The organism is Oceanobacter sp. 1_MG-2023 (assembly GCF_030689025.1).
Lineage (GTDB): Bacteria > Pseudomonadota > Gammaproteobacteria > Pseudomonadales > Oceanobacteraceae > Oceanobacter.
Genome location: NZ_JAUYWA010000026.1, coordinates 33776 through 49917, shown reverse-complemented (window position 1 = coordinate 49917; position 16142 = coordinate 33776). Strand labels below are relative to the sequence as shown.

17 protein-coding genes and 1 pseudogene are annotated in these 16142 nt (G+C 54.5%); 4 read left to right on the top strand and 14 right to left on the bottom strand.

Annotation, left to right across the window (positions count from 1 at the left end; genetic code table 11):
- Positions 1-376 (bottom strand): annotated as a pseudogene (locus Q8W22_RS14535) (transposase); the annotation flags it as partial.
- Positions 377-509: 133 nt separating this feature from the next.
- Positions 510-884, bottom strand: coding sequence for a hypothetical protein (locus Q8W22_RS14530; RefSeq protein WP_303434322.1), 375 nt, complete (start codon positions 882-884; stop codon positions 510-512).
- Between the two features lie 130 nt (positions 885-1014).
- On the opposite strand from Q8W22_RS14530, the gene Q8W22_RS14525 reads away from it, so the two are divergent.
- The gene (locus Q8W22_RS14525; protein WP_305452821.1) at positions 1015-1407 is read left to right on the top strand and encodes a DOPA 4,5-dioxygenase family protein; all 393 of its coding nucleotides are present in this window, start codon (positions 1015-1017) and stop codon (positions 1405-1407) included.
- 71 nt (positions 1408-1478) lie between these two features.
- On the opposite strand, the gene tmpT is transcribed toward Q8W22_RS14525, so the two are convergent.
- On the bottom strand, positions 1479-2120 hold the full coding sequence (tmpT, locus tag Q8W22_RS14520) for a thiopurine S-methyltransferase (protein ID WP_305452819.1): 642 nt from the start codon (positions 2118-2120) through the stop codon (positions 1479-1481).
- Positions 2121-2267: 147 nt separating this feature from the next.
- On the opposite strand from tmpT, the gene Q8W22_RS14515 reads away from it, so the two are divergent.
- Positions 2268-4190, top strand: a complete 1923-nt coding sequence (locus Q8W22_RS14515) for a GMC family oxidoreductase (protein WP_305452818.1) — start codon at positions 2268-2270, stop codon at positions 4188-4190.
- Positions 4183-5682, top strand: coding sequence for an aldehyde dehydrogenase family protein (locus Q8W22_RS14510; RefSeq protein WP_303434326.1), 1500 nt, complete (start codon positions 4183-4185; stop codon positions 5680-5682). Before Q8W22_RS14515 ends, Q8W22_RS14510 begins: the two co-directional genes overlap by 8 nt.
- A gap of 38 nt (positions 5683-5720) precedes the next feature.
- On the opposite strand, the gene Q8W22_RS14505 is transcribed toward Q8W22_RS14510, so the two are convergent.
- The gene (locus Q8W22_RS14505) at positions 5721-5963 is read right to left on the bottom strand and encodes a hypothetical protein (RefSeq protein WP_305452817.1); all 243 of its coding nucleotides are present in this window, start codon (positions 5961-5963) and stop codon (positions 5721-5723) included.
- Here Q8W22_RS14505 and feaR point away from each other — a divergent pair.
- Positions 5958-6905: a transcriptional regulator FeaR gene (gene feaR / locus Q8W22_RS14500; RefSeq protein WP_305413197.1), complete on the top strand. Its 948-nt coding sequence runs from the start codon at positions 5958-5960 to the stop codon at positions 6903-6905. The genes Q8W22_RS14505 and feaR overlap by 6 nt on opposite strands.
- 249 nt (positions 6906-7154) lie before the next feature.
- Here feaR and Q8W22_RS14495 read toward each other — a convergent pair whose 3' ends face one another.
- The 10 genes from Q8W22_RS14495 to Q8W22_RS14450 form a co-directional block, all read right to left on the bottom strand.
- Positions 7155-8339 carry an alpha-hydroxy acid oxidase gene (locus Q8W22_RS14495; RefSeq protein WP_305452816.1) on the bottom strand — a complete coding sequence of 395 codons (1185 nt, stop codon included), beginning with the start codon at positions 8337-8339 and terminating at the stop codon, positions 7155-7157.
- Positions 8340-8371: 32 nt separating this feature from the next.
- Positions 8372-9358 (bottom strand): dienelactone hydrolase family protein, encoded by a 987-nt coding sequence (locus Q8W22_RS14490; protein ID WP_305413194.1) that lies wholly within the window; start codon positions 9356-9358, stop codon positions 8372-8374.
- A gap of 57 nt (positions 9359-9415) precedes the next feature.
- Positions 9416-10639, bottom strand: a complete 1224-nt coding sequence (locus Q8W22_RS14485) for an OprD family outer membrane porin (protein ID WP_305452814.1) — start codon at positions 10637-10639, stop codon at positions 9416-9418.
- Between the two features lie 219 nt (positions 10640-10858).
- Positions 10859-11356, bottom strand: coding sequence for a flavin reductase (locus tag Q8W22_RS14480; protein WP_305452812.1), 498 nt, complete (start codon positions 11354-11356; stop codon positions 10859-10861).
- A gap of 22 nt (positions 11357-11378) precedes the next feature.
- Positions 11379-12338, bottom strand: a complete 960-nt coding sequence (locus Q8W22_RS14475) for a PDR/VanB family oxidoreductase (protein ID WP_305452810.1) — start codon at positions 12336-12338, stop codon at positions 11379-11381.
- 126 nt (positions 12339-12464) lie between these two features.
- The gene (locus Q8W22_RS14470) at positions 12465-13214 is read right to left on the bottom strand and encodes an SDR family NAD(P)-dependent oxidoreductase (RefSeq protein WP_305413190.1); all 750 of its coding nucleotides are present in this window, start codon (positions 13212-13214) and stop codon (positions 12465-12467) included.
- Between the two features lie 136 nt (positions 13215-13350).
- Positions 13351-13833 carry an aromatic-ring-hydroxylating dioxygenase subunit beta gene (locus Q8W22_RS14465; protein ID WP_303434336.1) on the bottom strand — a complete coding sequence of 161 codons (483 nt, stop codon included), beginning with the start codon at positions 13831-13833 and terminating at the stop codon, positions 13351-13353.
- 3 nt (positions 13834-13836) lie between these two features.
- The gene (locus Q8W22_RS14460; protein WP_303434338.1) at positions 13837-15150 is read right to left on the bottom strand and encodes an aromatic ring-hydroxylating dioxygenase subunit alpha; all 1314 of its coding nucleotides are present in this window, start codon (positions 15148-15150) and stop codon (positions 13837-13839) included.
- Positions 15151-15234: 84 nt separating this feature from the next.
- Positions 15235-15747, bottom strand: coding sequence for a nuclear transport factor 2 family protein (locus tag Q8W22_RS14455; protein ID WP_303434340.1), 513 nt, complete (start codon positions 15745-15747; stop codon positions 15235-15237).
- Positions 15748-15757: 10 nt separating this feature from the next.
- A complete protein-coding gene (locus Q8W22_RS14450; RefSeq protein ID WP_303434342.1) occupies positions 15758-16120 on the bottom strand; it encodes an IacB protein in 363 nt (120 codons plus the stop codon).
- Between the last annotated feature and the right edge of the window lie 22 nt (positions 16121-16142).

Here is a 16142-nt window from a genome sequence, read left to right as displayed (position 1 = left end):
GCCGATGGCGGTACTCGTAATAGCTGGAACGGCTGATATCAAACGCATTGCAGACCATTTCAACAGACATTCGCTCATTCAACTGGTCTATCAGCGCGTACGATTCATCTCGTCCGACATCAAGATTTTTAGTATGTCTTTTTCCTGTTCAAGGCGCTTGCAGCTCCTGAATACGACGCTGCTCCGGGGTTAAGGCCTTGCCCTTCGGGGTGATACCGTCACGCTCCTCGGTTAGTTGGTTAACCCAGCGCCGGATAGCGCTTTCACCAATTCCCAAGGACACGCTCGCCTGGGGAATCGTGTAACCTTGATCCAGCACCAGGCTGGCTGCTTCCTGTTTGAACTCAGGAGAAAAAGAACGTCGCTTGCTGGTCATCAGACACCTCGTTTATGGTGGCGATATTACCACCTACGTTGGTGTCCGGAATCATTGAACCACTACATTTATAGCCTAAACAGCCCTGTGCACAATCGATGTTTCAGGGCAATTTACATTTACCCAAGCCGCCTTATTTACTCTTCCAGATCTGCGCCACTGCCCGGTCACTGCCCAAAAAGCCGACAATCAGGCACACAATGCTAACGGTGAAAAAAACGATTCCTGGCAACAAGCCACCCCAGATTGCCGCCCTGATGGCAACGTATAACGAACCGCTGGAAATCACCAGAAACAGGCAGCCAACAGCCAGCAGAATTTTACGAAAGGAAGGTTTATAGGCGTATTCACCGGTTCCTTTTTCAAACAGATTCAGAAGCGGGGCAAACAGTTTTCGTAATTGGGTTTTCATAAACGCGATGGCGCCCTGTGTCAGATAATCGGTGGCAAAGCCGGTGCGGTAAGGTTTCAGGCTACTCCGCTCACGAGACCAGCCAAGACTGACCATCGTTTGACCCGACCAAAAAGCGCTACAATATCAACCTTTACCGCCATAAACCAACACGGCACCCGGCTGCACTTGCCCAAGGTGTCTTTTCTTAATGCCCGTTGTCCGGGCTGTACAACAGGAATTCGACGTGACTCACTGGATCGATACTCGCCATATCAAGGGCTGGCATGCCCATGTCTATTTTGATGCCGCAACCCAAGGGCAAGCCCGCGAGCTGTGCCAGGCTCTGACGGAAGCATTGCCGGGTATCCAGCAGGGTCGCATGCATGAAAAAGCCGTTGGCCCACACCCGGACTGGAGCTGCCAGCTGGCTTTTGGCCATGATCTGATTGCCGATGTCCTTGGCTTTTTGAGCCTGAATCACCAGGGCCTGACGGTGTTTATTCACCCGATTACCGGACAAGACCTGATCGATCACCGGGACAGGGCTATCTGGATGGGCGCAATACGCCCGCTCAAGCTGGAAAACTTGCCGGATTTTGGGGTTGTCTATGACCTGTTATCCGACTCTCCTGCCTGAGCCTAGCCCACCTGCACTCTCCATGTAATGTAGCCAGAGCCAGTTATAGCCAGTGGTCAGAACACCGCGGATCAAGACAGGGGCTGTAATATCCACACAGACTCTGTTGCACTCAGCCGGTTTTTCATAACGCCGTCAATCTCTTCGGTTTCCAGCAACAGCAGTCGATAATCCTGGTCGTAATGCTGATGCAGTTCTGCACGAGGCACAGAGAATGGCGGGCCTTTTCTTTTTTCCTGATCGTATTCGTAGCTCACCAGTAACTGCCTGGCCGTATCCGTCAACTGACGCAGGTGCTCACTGTAACGCTGGCGCAACGCCGGCGGTAACGCCACCAGTGCTGCGCGGTCATAGATGGCATCCACCTCACCCAGTACGTCGGCACTGAGGTCAAAGATATCCCCCACAAAAATATCCAGGCCATCGGCCTGATACTGTAACAAAGGCCCGACCTGACGAATCTCTGGCGTCACTCCCAGCTCTGCAAACAAGGCCTGAATCGCGCTTTCGTTTAACTCGGCACCGGCAACCTGCACGCCCTGCCCCAGCAGCCAGCCAATATCCAGTGTTTTGCCACACAAAGGCAGAAATACCCGCTGCCCTTCCTTTAGTGCCAACCGCTCGTAGTATTTGACCAGCACCGGATTGGTCTCATTTTGGTGGAAACCAATTTCGCCGCGCTCCCATTTTGCATGCCAGAAACTTGCGTCCATTGTCTTACTCCAGAACTGATATATCGCATTGCCCGCCATCATACACGGTGGCGTGGAATTTCAGAGCGCCGGAACAGCAGGCCGAACACGTCCCGACCCTGGTCATAGCGCCTTCCACAATAACGACGTTCAAACCAGGTACGTCAAATGCCTGATACACCACTCACACCACTCACACCACTCACACCACTCACGCCCAATACCTGCGACATCGATTCCCGCCAATCTCAGCCAATGCCGGTTAATGCCGTCGCCATGACACAAACCAGCGCATACACGGCACTGGGTGCCAAGAACCGCAACAGCCCAACAGCGTTTAATCAATGCAGCCATGAAGAAACCACCCGGTCTCTTCATAAGAATCATCAGCAAATGATCGAGGGACTCATGTCTGCTACTGAATACGACTACATCATCGCCGGAGCCGGATCGGCCGGTTGCATACTGGCCACCCGACTGATTGAAGCTGGCCAAAGCGTACTGCTGCTGGAAGCCGGTGAAAAAGACGACAGCATGTTTCATAAAATTCCAGCCACTGTGGTGAAAGTTTTCCAGCAAAAATCATGGCCTTACATGACCTTGCCGCAAGAGCATTGCGACAATCGGCAAATGTTAATCGCCCAGGGTAAAGTACTGGGTGGAGGCAGCTCGGTGAATGGCATGATCTACATTCGCGGCCAGCATCAGGACTACGATGACTGGGCAACCCAGTGGGGTTGCACCGGCTGGGGCTACACCGATGTACTGCCCTACTTCCGCAAAGGCGAAGCCAACGAAAGTCTGGGTGACCGGTATCATGGCGAAACCGGCCCGGTGCATATTGGCGAAAACCGCTACCGTCATCCGCTGACCCAGGCCTGTATCCGTGCTTGCGAACAAATGGGCCTGCCGTATACCAACGATTTTAACGGCGCATCCCAGGAAGGCACCGGTTTTTACCAGACCAACATCAAGAATGGCGAGCGCCAAAGCACCTCACAAACCTACCTGAAAAGCGTCAAGGACAACCCGCGGCTCAAGGTCGAAACCCACGCGCTGGTCCACAAGGTTAACCTGACCAACAGCGTGATTGGCAACCGCGCCAGCGGTGTGACCTACTCAATCAAGGGTGGCGCGGCACAAACAGCAAATGCCAAAAAAGAAGTGATTATCAGCGCCGGTGCGTTTGGCAGCCCTAAAATCCTGATGCTCTCTGGCATTGGCCCCAACGAAAACCTCAGCAAGGTCGGTATCAAAACCGAGGTGGAATTGCCGGTTGGCAAGAACTTCCACGACCACCAGCACATGTCGATCAATGCCACCACCAAAGATCCAATTTCTATCTATGAAGAAGACAAGGGGCCTTCTGCCATCAAGCACATGCTGCAGTGGCTCTGGACCCGCTCTGGCTTGATGACGTCCAACATTCTGGAAGGTGGCGCGTTTATCGACTCCGAAGGCGTAGGTCGCCCGGATGTGCAATTCCACTTTTTGCCACTGCTCGACAACTTCGATAACACACCCGGAGAAAAACCAGAAGCCGAAGCCCATGGTGTCTCTATCAAGGTGGGTCATCTGCGCTCCAAATCCCGGGGCGAAGTACGCCTTGCCAGCAGTAACCCCAGCGACCTGGTCGAGATTGACGCCCAGGTGTTATCGCACCCGGACGATCTGAAAAATCAGGTTCGCGCCGTCAAGGTCGCACTAAAAGCCATGGAACAACCGGCACTCAAGCGCCTGATCAAACGCGTGATCGAACCCGACAACATTGCCCTTGACGACGACAAGGGGCTTGAAAACTTTGTCCGCAAAAACATCAAGACGGTCTATCACCCAGGGGGTACCTGCAAGCTGGGCACCAACCCGCAAGACGCCGTTGTCGATCTGGAACTGCGTGTTCACGGCGTTCCCAACTTACGTGTGATCGATATGTCGATTTGCCCGCAAGTGCCCAGCGGCAACACCAACGCCGTTGCCATGATGATCGGTGAACGTGGTGCCGATCTGATTCTGAACCCCGGCCAGATCCTTGCCACGACCACCAGCCAGCTCACTACTCCAAGTACAAAAAAGGAACCCGCCCATGTCTGATATTCAACTGCTGCCAGAAACCCTCGCCTTTCTGGAACGTCAACACGGACAGTTCATCGATGGTAGCGCCGTGGCGCCTGCCGCCGGTACAGAAGTCATTGATATTACCAACCCGGCAACCGAGCAGGTTATTGGCCAGGTCACCAGCGCCTCGACCGACCAGCTGAACCAGGCGGTTGACAATGCCAAGGCCTGTTTCAAAAGCACCTGGGCCAACTTCAATCCCTACGCTCGCGGCCAGCTATTGAACAAGCTGGCTGATCTGATCGAAGCCAATGCCGAACAGATTGCGCAGCTGGAAACCTTGTCCAGTGGTAAATCAATCAATCTGTCACGGATGTTTGAAGCCCAGCAAAGCGCCATTTTCCTGCGTTATTACGCTGGCTGGACCACCAAAATCACTGGCGACACGCTACAACCTTCGTTCCCGTCCATGGCCGGAGAGCAGTACAGCGCCTTTACCCGACGCGAACCCATCGGAGTGGTAGCCGCCATTGTGCCGTGGAACTTCCCGCTGATGATTGCCGTCTGGAAACTCGGCGCGGCGCTGGCCTGTGGTTGCACCGTGGTGTTGAAACCCAGTGAATTTACGCCACTCACCTGTCTGCGTCTGGCCGAACTGGCCAAAGAAGCGGGTTTGCCGGATGGCACGCTGAACGTGATTAATGGCAAAGGGGATGTTGGTGCGCAGCTGATCCAACACCCGGATATCGCCAAGGTGTCCTTTACCGGTTCGGTACCAACGGGCAAAAAAGTGAATCTGACAGCAGCAGCCGACCTGACCCGTTGCACCCTGGAACTGGGGGGCAAAAACACCGCCGCGCTATTAAAAGATGCGGATATCGACCGTGCAGTCGGTGGTTTGCTGCAAACCGGCTACATTCACCAGGGCCAGGTTTGTGCTGCGCCAGAACGTGTGTACGTCCACGCCTCGCGACTGGATGAACTGACCGCCAAACTCGGTGGCGCACTCAGTGCGGCACCGATGGGATCACCCCTGGATGAACAAGTGGTTTTTGGCCCGATTTCCAACAAGCCACAATACGAAAAAGTGTGTCATTACCTCGACATCGCCAACCAGGAAAGCCGCATTCTGACCGGTGGCAAGGCGGTACCAGGGCCGGTCAATGGCAAGGGGTATTTTGTTCAGCCCACCATCGTGCAAGTCAATAGCGCCAACGACACCCTGATGCAGGAAGAAACCTTCGGGCCTATCCTCAGCTTTATGGCGTATGAAGAAGAAGATGAACTGATCAGTCTGATCAACAACACCCCTTACGGCCTCGGCACCAGCCTGTGGACCAACAATCTGTCGGCCACCATGCGTATGATTCCACAAATTGAGTCCGGCACTGTCTGGGTCAATCTGCATACCATGGTGGACCCTGCGGTGCCTTTTGGTGGCGTCAAACACTCCGGTATTGGCCGTGAATTTGGCAGTGCGTTTATCGATGAGTACACAGAAACCAAATCGGTCATTATGGCGTATTAAGTTCTGATCCCGGTGCTGGTCTCTCCCATGATTCCCTGTCAGGCGCAGATGAGACCAACACCGGCCTGCGCGCCCATACCGTCCATGCTCATACCGTCCATGCTTATACCTTCCGCGCCATATCTGCCCCCTGATCCAGCCTCCCGGCTTGCCAGACAGCTGCCTGCAGAAGTCGCTGTTTTCATTTCCTGTAGCCACTGTCTCGGGTTTTGAGCAGACTGGTTCAATTCTTGCTTTTTAATTGAATATTCAAGTTTTAAAAAGTGAGATTTTGCATGCATCCACAGTCTGACCTCGCGCATTGGGAATCTTCTGTACACGCAATTTGCGGCAATTTTTCGACCCACCCCCAGCGCCATATTCCTTTTTTGGGCAGCATCCAACTAAGCAATCTCGGCGGACTTGAAGTCGCTCATATAGAAACCAACGCCCATCGCGTTGAACGCGGCTATAAAGCCACCCAGGACGATCGCTACTGCTTTTTGATCCTGCAGACCGGGGGCGTCATGGGGTTCAGCGCCTGCAACGGTGAAGAGCTGGCCCTGAAGCCCGGAGAAATCGTTCTGATTGACTCTTCCTGGCGCTTCAACATGCTGCCACAAGGGCTGATCCAGCAAACGTCGGTGCACTTGCCACGCACACTGGTGCAGAACCTTTTACCGGGCAAACAGCCCTTTCACAAGCTGTCCTCCAACGGCATCAGCACACAAATGTTACGCAATATGATGCAGCAATTACGTTACTCAAATACTCATTTTGGTGCAGCAGACAGCGAAGGTATGGCGTTACAACAGGCGCTGGCCTCCTTGCTGCAACCAGCACTAAACCTGCACGAACAAGCCCCTTCATCTTTGCGGGCACTGGCGGAACAGCATATTGTACGACTCCTGCAAGATCATCGTTTGTCACCGGAACGGCTGGCCGATGAAATGCATATTTCCCGCCGCACTCTCTACCGGCTGTTTGAGTCCGAGGGTCAAAGTATTGCCCACCGCATCCTGACCTTGCGACTCGACCGCTGCAGCGCCGAACTGGAATGGCCTGGCAACGATGCCCTGTCGATCACGGATATTGCCTTCAAATGGGGGTTTTCAGATGTGTCGCAGTTTTCACGTGCTTTCAAGCGGGAACGCGGCATCTCGCCACGGGAATATCGGCAACTGTCACTGCAAGCCGCCAATATCGCTCAGGACACCAGCAGCCATGCGCCCGAGTTTTTTTAGCGGGAATGCTTGCGTATTAACGCAGGGGTATCCCGCGATGCTTCCTGATAACAAGGCAGCCGGAAAAAGCCGGTAAAACCAATAAAAAAAACCAACCAAATGGCACCAATAAGCAGTATTGCTGTTGCAGTCATAACCTATGCTTCTCTGTTTTTTTATTATGGCTCCAGTCTGGCACAGACGTTCCCTACCGGTATGGCAAGACGCCATGTTTACGCCCGGCAAGGGTCGGATGGCTCAGATTGTCCTTTACTGCGAATCACCTTGTGCCAGTAACCAGCGACGATCCAGAGACGTAATGCCCCGGCATCCCATCAGGTTCAGCGATCGCCCGAGTTCTTCCTGAACAATCGTCAAGACCCGATCCACCCCGGCACCCCCATAAGCTGCCACGCCATACAAGGTGGTACGAGCCAGCAAAACGCCTTCAGCCCCTAACGCCAGCGCTTTGATAATATCGGTGCCACGCCGTACCCCACCGTCCAGCAACAGACTGATACGACCATCAACAACCGGTGCAATACGCGCCAGAGCGTCCAGACTGCTGCTTGCCCCATCAAGCTGGCGGCCACCATGATTGCTGACGACCACCCCATCCAGACCGAGGCTGATTGCCATCCGCGCATCGTCTGGATGCAGCACGCCTTTCAGAATTATCTTGCCGGGCCAGTTGGCACGAATCGCCGCCAACCGCTGCCAGTCCAGTCGGGTATCCAGTTGCTCGGCGATAAACTGCATGGCACCCAATGCCGTGCGCTCACCATCAGGCAAATAGGCATTCAGATTACCCATGGTCGGCAGGCCTGCGGGCACCATCACCCGCCACAACCAGCCAGGACGGGTCAAGACATTCAGCTTGTTGGCCAGGGTCAGCTGGCGTGGCGAAGCAAAATTGCGCCGGTCCCACTCACGATTACCAACCACCAGGGCATCACTGGTTACCACCAGCGTTGAGCATCCGGCTTTTAAGGCCCGCTGGAGCAAATCCTGCTCCAGCGACGGGTCTTTCAAGGCATAGAGTTGAAACCAGAGATCGGCATCCGGGACCTGCTGGCGAACCTGCTCCAGGGAGGCGTTGGCAACCGTACTGAGCGTAAAGGGCACGCCATGCGCAGTGGCTGCACGCGCCAGTTCGACATCCGCATTGGGCCACAACATGCCGTTAAAACCACTGGGGCCAATGGCCAGCGGCAGCTGGCTGGCCGAGCCAACCAGTGAGCCAGCCAATATGGGCGGGTCATTCGGAACCAATGTTTTGCTGTGCAAACGGTACTGCTGAAAAGCACTCTGGTTACATTGCAAAGTGCTTTCGTCTTCCGCGCCACCTTGCAGATATTCCCAGGCAAAACCAGGCAGCCGATGGCGGGCTACATAGGCCATTTCGGCCACACTGAGAATACGTTGCGGATCATAACCGCGGTAATACCGTCGCATGGTCGGCTTCCTGTCTGGTCTGGCCAAGGCGACTAGTGAGTCGCCACCCGTGCTGCAGGCACCGGCTCTTCAAGATCGAAGACCTGCGTGAAAAATTGCGGAAGCTTCAGCCGTACATCGCTGGCAGCAGCAGGGTTATAAACCCACGGCCCCGATGGCTGGACACACTCATCGCCCATGCGGAACATCCGGCCCGTTGCCTGATTCAGCAAGATGCCCTTGATGCCCTCCCGAATCGTGCAATCCCGTAATGAGCGTTCCAGGCCACTACGAACCTTTTCCGAGTGGACCAGGTCGAACGCATGTCCGGCATCCGGATAGCTGGTAATCTGGATATTGGCTCCGGTACTGGCGCTGCGACTGACGTAATCACGGCACTGGTCGACCGCATTCACCTGATCATTGGCACCGTGGTAAATCCGGATTGGTGCCTGTATCAGCTTGTCATCTTCACGATATTGAAAACTGCAATCAGGATAAAACGCCGCAATGGCAGCAAACGACAAGCCCGCCTGTCCGTACAAGGATTGCATCCGTTCCATGCCTGCGTACAGGGTCGCCTGCCCGGACTGCGTAAAGCCAATCAGTCCGATACGTTTGGGGTCAATACCCGGATATTTTGCCAGCTGTGCCAGCGCCGCGTAGGCATCCCGAATCAGTGCCATCCGCCGCAGACTGCTGGTGGATTCAATCCGGCCGTTGGTACTGTCGACCATAAAGGTGCCGATACCCCGTTGATTCAGTAACTCAACCCAGTCTTGCAGTTCGTAGGTATAGCCACTGGCACCGTACAGCAGGATCACCACCGGATTGTTGTCACCTGGTGGCAGTCTTAAAGCACCGACGATACCGGCCTGCTCGCCGCCCTTGCCCCGCAACAATTGCTGGTCGGACATGGTCACGGTCGTAAACGTTATGACATGAGAAGAAACTGCCGCCCGGACGCTGGTCGCATACAACACCAAACATCCCAGCAGCGTGATAGCCAGGCTCAGTCGCCTTGTTATTGATATAGCCATAGTGGTTCGCCACTGCCGGACTGTCTGTGGCAATCACAGCCAGCCCGGCATCAAGGCTCAGAAGTTAACAGTATAGGTAGTGGTTACCCGATACTCATCGTATCCAGCGGCAAAGCTGCGATCGATAAAGATACCGCGTACATCAAACGTCAGTCCTTTGAATGCACCTTCCTGCAGGCTGTAGGTCACGTACAGGTTTTTCTCGGTTTCATTTTCATCCGTCAAATCGCCCACATCAATGTCCGTACCCTTGATCATACGGGCGAACACTTTCAGGCCTGGCAAGGTGTCTTTGGCGTTATACATGTACACCAAACCAAGGGATTTTTCGTCTGGACGAACAAACGCCAGGTTTGACCACTGCACCAGATAAGGCTGCGGGATATAACCATTCAGGGTTGGGAAGAACTTGTCGTTGTTCATCTTCTGATAGTTAATCATCACCGCGTGATTACCCATGCTCAACGACTCACGTACACCAAATGCCTGGGTATCGTATTCGCCATTGCGGGCTTCACCGTCATCGCTGACGCGGAACAAACGCACGTCGGTGCGCGAACCCACATCGCCAAAGCGGGTTTTGTAGGTCAGGCCAGCGTACTGTTGCTTGTAGTAGTCGTTCAACGTCCCCAGGAAGTAGGTCACGTTCAACGCTTTGTTAACGTCATAGCTGGCACCAAAAAAGTCCAGGCCATCGGAACGTTCTTCATCGTTACCAAAGAAAATGGACATGCCTTCCTTGTCGGACGATTCACGGGTTACCACAGACCAGTAACGACCAGCGGTCAACGTCAGTCCGTCAATCTCCCTGGACTGCAGCATCGCACCTTCATAGATGGTATCCAGCTGACGGCTGGTGTCATCCCAGGCGATCGGCAGATGCGGACGATGATCACCAATGGTCAGTTCGCTTTTGGAGTATTTGGCCTTGAACGTGGCACCGGTACGGCCATAAGTGTCTGGCGCTTCACCGTCAGCGTGGATAGGCACAGAACCATCGTCACCATCGGCACTCATGATATAGGCCAACTGGGAAGACGCATCCAGACCCACCTGAATGGTCGTGTCGGTATAACCGGAAGTGAACTGCAGGTCGCCACTTTGAGACCAGCTACCCACGTCGTCAGCGTCAGTATCGTAGCTACGAGTCAGATAAAAGTTTTTCAGGTCCAGTTTAACGGTGCTGTCCGCAACAAAATCCGCCAGAGCGGTGGTTGGCAGAGCCAATCCCGTCACGGCTGACAGTACGATTCCGGCTTTACACAGATTGCTTTGTTTCATTATATGTTCCCTTCTGCTTTTCATTGAGTACCAGTGACTGCTGGCGTGTGGTTGTACCGGCCACTCCTTCCCTTGCGGTGAAGAAACCGGCCTTACTCGCCTGGTAACAGAACGTCTTGCGCTCTGTCGCCCCCCTGTTGCCGACGCGGTCAAATCCCTGCCGCGTTCTTGTTATGGGTTACTCGATTACTGCACAAAAAATCGCAAGGTCACGTACACTCAAGACGCAACCGATTTGTCATTCAGGCAATGGTAAGCCCGGTTGAAATACACCAGACCGTCATCTGCATTACCGATGCGTACATCAGCAATGCGGCAATAAAATACGGTGTGGGAGCCCATTTCATGGCTCTCATGGATCACGCAATCGAAGTTCACCAGCGCTTCATCCAGTGCCGGAGCACCGGTTTTCAGACAGCTCCAGCGGTGCTTGGCAAAACGCTCTTCGCTGGTCAGTTCGCGGTTGGCAAAATCCCAAGAAACCCCCTGGTGCTCGCCGGTCAGCACGTTGACGCACAACGTCTTATTGGTTTTGAAATGTTCATGAGCGTAGGAATTGCGGTTCATGCAAACCAGCAAGGTCGGTGGCTCATCGGTGACACTGCTGACGGCGGTGGCGGTAAAGCCGAAACGCCCGGCGTCACCATCGGTAGTGATGACGGTGACAGCTCCACCCAGCAACGACATGCCATTGCGGAATAATTGAATATCGACCATGGTATGGCTCCTCTAATGGTAGTTAGATGTCGAGTACTAGACGTGGGGATTTGGCGCGCGAACAACACAGCAGCATCTGGTCGTTATCCTCTTTTTCTTCGTCGGTCAGGAACACATCGCGATGATCCGGAATGCCTTCGATGACATCGCACAAACAGGTGCCACAGGTACCCTGCTCACACGATACCCTGACCTTCAGACCGGCTTCGGTCAGTGCCTGGGCAATGCTCTGGTTTTCGCCAACAGTTACGGTGATGTCACTGGCTTCGGCATACACTTCAAAGCTGCTGCCACCGGTTTCAACCTCGACCTGGAAAAATTCCTTGTGAATGCGTTCGTCGGCAAAGCCTTTGCTGGCGGCACTGGCCATCACCCATTCCATAAACCCGGCAGGGCCACAGGTGTACATATGGCTACTGTCATCGGCACCATCAAACACCCGATCCAGATCGACACCGGCACCGTCGTGTTCATCGTCAAAATGCAGGTGCACCCGATCGGCAAAAACGCTATTCAGCAGATCATCAACAAAGGCACAACTACTGCGTGAGCGACCGCAATACCACAAATCAAACGGCTTGCCTGCGGCGTGCAGGGCATACGCCATGGCGATCATCGGCGTCACACCGATACCACCACCAACAAGAATCGAACGACCGTCGGTAGCCGCCAACGGGAACAGGTTGCGAGGCGCGCTGATTTGCAGCTCGGCGCCTTCCAGCAACCGTTCGTGAACGGCGATCGAACCACCGCGGGAATTCGGGTCTTTCAAGACACCAACGCGATACGCACTGTTGTCGGCCGGGTCATTACACAGGGAATACTGACGAATCAGGTTATCACCCAGGTGCAGGTCAATATGGGCACCGGCTTCAAACGCCGGTAATGGCTGGCCTTGCGGGTCGACCAGCTCCAGGGCAACTACGCCTGCTGCGTGTTGTTCGCGCTTGCGAACCACGACGGTCAAGAGTTCGTCTGTCATACGCTATCTCCATCCGGTCAATACCGGCGTTTCTTCTACTGTGCAGCCACAAAGTGGCGGGCTGAATCGGGTGATCGTGCGGGTTTATGCGGCGCCGTGGCGCTGACCGGAATCAGCGCCTGGCGACTACCTCATAAACAGGCCACCGTTCACATCCCAGGTCGTTCCCGTGGTGAAATAGGCTTCGGGGCGTGCCAGCTGCACGACCATGTCACCAATAAAGTCAGCATCACCAAGCTTGCCCGCCGGAATATTGGCCAGCAGGCCAGGCAAGCGCTCAGCAGGCACCAGCGCCTTCACCATGGGTGAATCGATCGGCCCTGGCGCAATGGCATTAACGGTGACGCCGCCAGCAGCAAGCTCTTTGGCAAACACCTTGGTCAGGGTCAGGATGCCGCCCTTGGACGCGGCATAATGGGCGCCGGTTGAGGTGCCGCCGTTTTGCCCGGCCAGCGACGACATATTGATCACGCGCCCATAACCCTGGCTGGCCATATAACCGCCAATCACCTGACAACCGGCAAAGGTGCCGCCGAGGTTGATATTGACGACTTCATTAAATTCTTCGAGAGAGATATCCATCACCGGCGTCGCCCGGGTCACGGCGGCATTGTTTACCAGCACGTGCAAGGCACCCCACTGCTCCAGTACGGCAGCCAGGGCACTCTCGAAGTCGCCTTTGTTGGCCACATTGAGAACAACCGCCATGGCGGTATCGCCACTGGCATCCAGTTCGCGGGCGGCGGCTTGAGCGGCATCCAGGTTGATATCACTCAAAACGACGTTGTAACCCGCGCCATGCAGACGCCTGGCGATGTGGTTGCCCAGCCCCTGCGCGGCGCCAGTGACCAGTGCTACCTGTGTTGATACGGTCATGAATTTCTCCTCGGTACTGCTTGTTACTGTCGGTTGGTTGCTTGTTTACAAGCGACTGTCACACGGTTTTCAAATGGCTTTTAACGGCTTTAACAGCATCAAACGCAATCAGGGCGGCACGCCGCCCTGACAGCCGTTAGAAAATAAAGCTGACCGTGCGCAAGAAGCCGTCGGCATGCAGCAATTTCACCACTTTCCGATCAACCAGAAAGCCTTCATCCGTCGGAACCAGGCGGTATTCAATATTGGCGGGATAAGTCACCAACTTGCCGTGGCGCAGCTCGTTCAGCGTCATGGCACAACGGGCAACCACAACGTCATCGCTGGCTTCCAGTACACGAATACGGGACATCATACGAACGGTGTAACCCACGGAATCAGCAGAAACCGATTCACCATTAATCAGGCGTGCGACTCGCATACGGCGCATGTCCGCATCGTCCAGCGCCAGGTTCAGGGTGTTGAGGTAGTCGGTTTCATTCAGATCGGTCGGAACGATATACAGACCGCTGTCCGTCCACAGCGACAACCACTCCTGATAGCCTTTGTGATCCAGCAGGTCGGCTTCGTAGCCAATAAACTCGGTGACTTTGGCGAGTAATTCGGTATTGGATTTCATCGCTTACTTCTCCTCTGCCGGCGCAGTGTTGGTTGTGCTGCCAGCAGCCATCATTTTCTTGTATTGCTGATACGCACCACGCATACCGGTTTCAGAGCAGACGGCACCTTGTGGGTTACCATCAACCGAAGTCCGCAGCCTGGTCATGCCCCGGTTCACCAGAATCCAGCCATCTTTACCGGACTGAGAGCCCTTCTGTACCCGCTCCCATGCTTCGCCATCATCTGGCGTACCAAAGCCCATCGGGCCTTGAAAGTGTTCGTGCAAGCGCATGCGTTTGCGGTTAAACGCCTGAGGCGCACCCTCACCGCCCAGTGCAACGTGCTGGATTTCGGTCTCGCCCACACTGACAGGACGCAGGACGCGGAAAAACGCCATGGAGCACGACACATTCGGGAACAGGTTGAGGTTGAAGCCGGTACCGTGTGCTGCACGCACCAGTTTTTTCACTTCATCTTCGGATTTGCCTTCTTCACGCAGCTCCGCTGCCAGAGCTTCGAAACGGGCAGGAATTGGCTGATCCAGGTCGGCTTCAAGATCCACCAGTTCAGGGATCATCACCATCACGCTGTGACCATGGCCGAGGTCTTCCACAAAACCCTCACCATCCAGGAAGTCGAAAATATCGGCTGTTGCATCGTCCAGAGAGCTGACGAAAGACTTGTGTACAATCGGGAAGTGGTACGCATCGGTGGTATTTTCGAGCTGGATTTTCCAGTTACCCGGGAAGTTGAAACGGTGTTCTCCCAGGACTTTCATTGGATAACCGCCGCCTTGTTTGGCAAACAGGTCGATCCATTTTTTGGCGCCACCAAGGAAATCCACCAGCGGCTCAATGTCGTCCTTGAAGGTGGCAAACACCATGCCCTGATAGGTTTCAAAGCGCAGGCTTTCCAGCGACATGTCTTTTTTGTCGAAAACGCCGTCGTATTCTTCAGGTTTTGGCAGTGCCCGCAGTGAACCGTCCAGGCCATAACCCCAACCATGATATGGACAGGTCAACGCCTTGGTTTTGCCTTTGCGGCCTTCACACACAGTGGCACCGCGGTGGCGACAGCGGTTTTGCAGCACGTGCAGATTGCCTTTGCGATCGCGGGTCAGAATCACTGGATGACGACCAACAAACGAGGTTTTGAAGCTGCCCGAATCCGGCACTTCACTTTCGTGGCCAACAAACACCCAGGTGTTGTTAAATACTTTATCCAGCTCTTCTTCGAATATTTCCGGGTCGGAGTACAGTGACTTGTGGACACGTCCTTCTTCGACCATATCTGCCGCTTTCAGGCTGATATCTTGTAGTTCAATCAATTCACTCATTGTCGTCATCTCTGGTTGTTGGCCGGTGTGGCGCACGGTTCTATTGCCGGTTGCGTGGTCGTTATAGCTGCGGTCATGGCCGGGTTATTTTTCCGGCACTGGCAGCGGCTCGTCGCTTTGCCAATGATCCACCGGTCGGCTGAACAGATTCTCTGTCTGGAAATGGGCGATGCGCCAACGCCCTTCTTGCTGTTTAAAGCGCACATCCAGGCGGGCACTGTTAAGGTGCGATGCGCCGCTGGCAAAAGTGGAGGTTTGCAGCATGTTCCAGCTGGCATGCGCATGATCACGCTCCACCACGATCAGCTCGGAAGTCAGGAAATGAACGTTAAGAGCAAAATGCGGCGGCTCGGAAGCGTAACTTCCCAGCATGGTTACGATGGCATCACGGCCCTGAAAACCACCAAAGCTATTGGCGTAACGCTTGCCTTTGCCTTCCCAAACAGCGTCCTCAGTGAACAGGTCACCCAGCTCATCCATCGGGGTCTGCAACGACAACTCATCACACAGCGCCATATAGCGGTTGATGCAAGCCCGGATATCTCGCTCGCTTTCCAGTGCCTGCAAACGCTCTTTCAACACGTCAATTTCATTCATTCCGGCGACCTCAGCTGCGTTGTACGATCAGTTCACGACCGGTACGCGCTTCCACTTTGGCGTAACGCCACAGTTTGTAAGGCGTCTCGCCAACAGCGGTGCTGCGGAACAGGTTGCAGCAGGCAACGACGGTGTCGTAATCAGCCACATCGGCCATCAGGTAGGTTGTCCATGGGTAGCCGGATGATGGGCCAACCATGCTTTGGTCGTCGTCCATGTTGCCGATCACGGTCACACCATCCATGTCATGAATGCCGTTCCACATTTCACCAAAGGCAGCCCAAACATCGAGTTGCTCTTCTCTGGGGGCATCCATGAAATTCTGGTTGATACCCATGCAAAACAGTACGCGGAGGGGTTTTTTATCACTCATAATGTGTAGCTCCTGGCGGTTA

Coding starts and splice junctions, on each gene's coding strand:
- Q8W22_RS14495 (WP_305452816.1), bottom strand. CDS start 8,339: ATGCGACGGTATTACCGCGGTTATGATCCGCAACGTATTCTCAGTGTG.
- Q8W22_RS14450 (WP_303434342.1), bottom strand. CDS start 16,120: ATGAGTGATAAAAAACCCCTCCGCGTACTGTTTTGCATGGGTATCAAC.
- feaR (WP_305413197.1), top strand. CDS start 5,958: ATGCATCCACAGTCTGACCTCGCGCATTGGGAATCTTCTGTACACGCA.
- Q8W22_RS14485 (WP_305452814.1), bottom strand. CDS start 10,639: ATGAAACAAAGCAATCTGTGTAAAGCCGGAATCGTACTGTCAGCCGTG.
- Q8W22_RS14465 (WP_303434336.1), bottom strand. CDS start 13,833: ATGAAATCCAATACCGAATTACTCGCCAAAGTCACCGAGTTTATTGGC.
- Q8W22_RS14510 (WP_303434326.1), top strand. CDS start 4,183: ATGTCTGATATTCAACTGCTGCCAGAAACCCTCGCCTTTCTGGAACGT.
- Q8W22_RS14455 (WP_303434340.1), bottom strand. CDS start 15,747: ATGAATGAAATTGACGTGTTGAAAGAGCGTTTGCAGGCACTGGAAAGC.
- Q8W22_RS14530 (WP_303434322.1), bottom strand. CDS start 884: ATGGTCAGTCTTGGCTGGTCTCGTGAGCGGAGTAGCCTGAAACCTTAC.
- Q8W22_RS14475 (WP_305452810.1), bottom strand. CDS start 12,338: ATGACAGACGAACTCTTGACCGTCGTGGTTCGCAAGCGCGAACAACAC.
- Q8W22_RS14515 (WP_305452818.1), top strand. CDS start 2,268: ATGCCTGATACACCACTCACACCACTCACACCACTCACACCACTCACG.
- tmpT (WP_305452819.1), bottom strand. CDS start 2,120: ATGGACGCAAGTTTCTGGCATGCAAAATGGGAGCGCGGCGAAATTGGT.
- Q8W22_RS14470 (WP_305413190.1), bottom strand. CDS start 13,214: ATGACCGTATCAACACAGGTAGCACTGGTCACTGGCGCCGCGCAGGGG.
- Q8W22_RS14505 (WP_305452817.1), bottom strand. CDS start 5,963: ATGCATGCAAAATCTCACTTTTTAAAACTTGAATATTCAATTAAAAAG.
- Q8W22_RS14460 (WP_303434338.1), bottom strand. CDS start 15,150: ATGAGTGAATTGATTGAACTACAAGATATCAGCCTGAAAGCGGCAGAT.
- Q8W22_RS14490 (WP_305413194.1), bottom strand. CDS start 9,358: ATGGCTATATCAATAACAAGGCGACTGAGCCTGGCTATCACGCTGCTG.
- Q8W22_RS14480 (WP_305452812.1), bottom strand. CDS start 11,356: ATGGTCGATATTCAATTATTCCGCAATGGCATGTCGTTGCTGGGTGGA.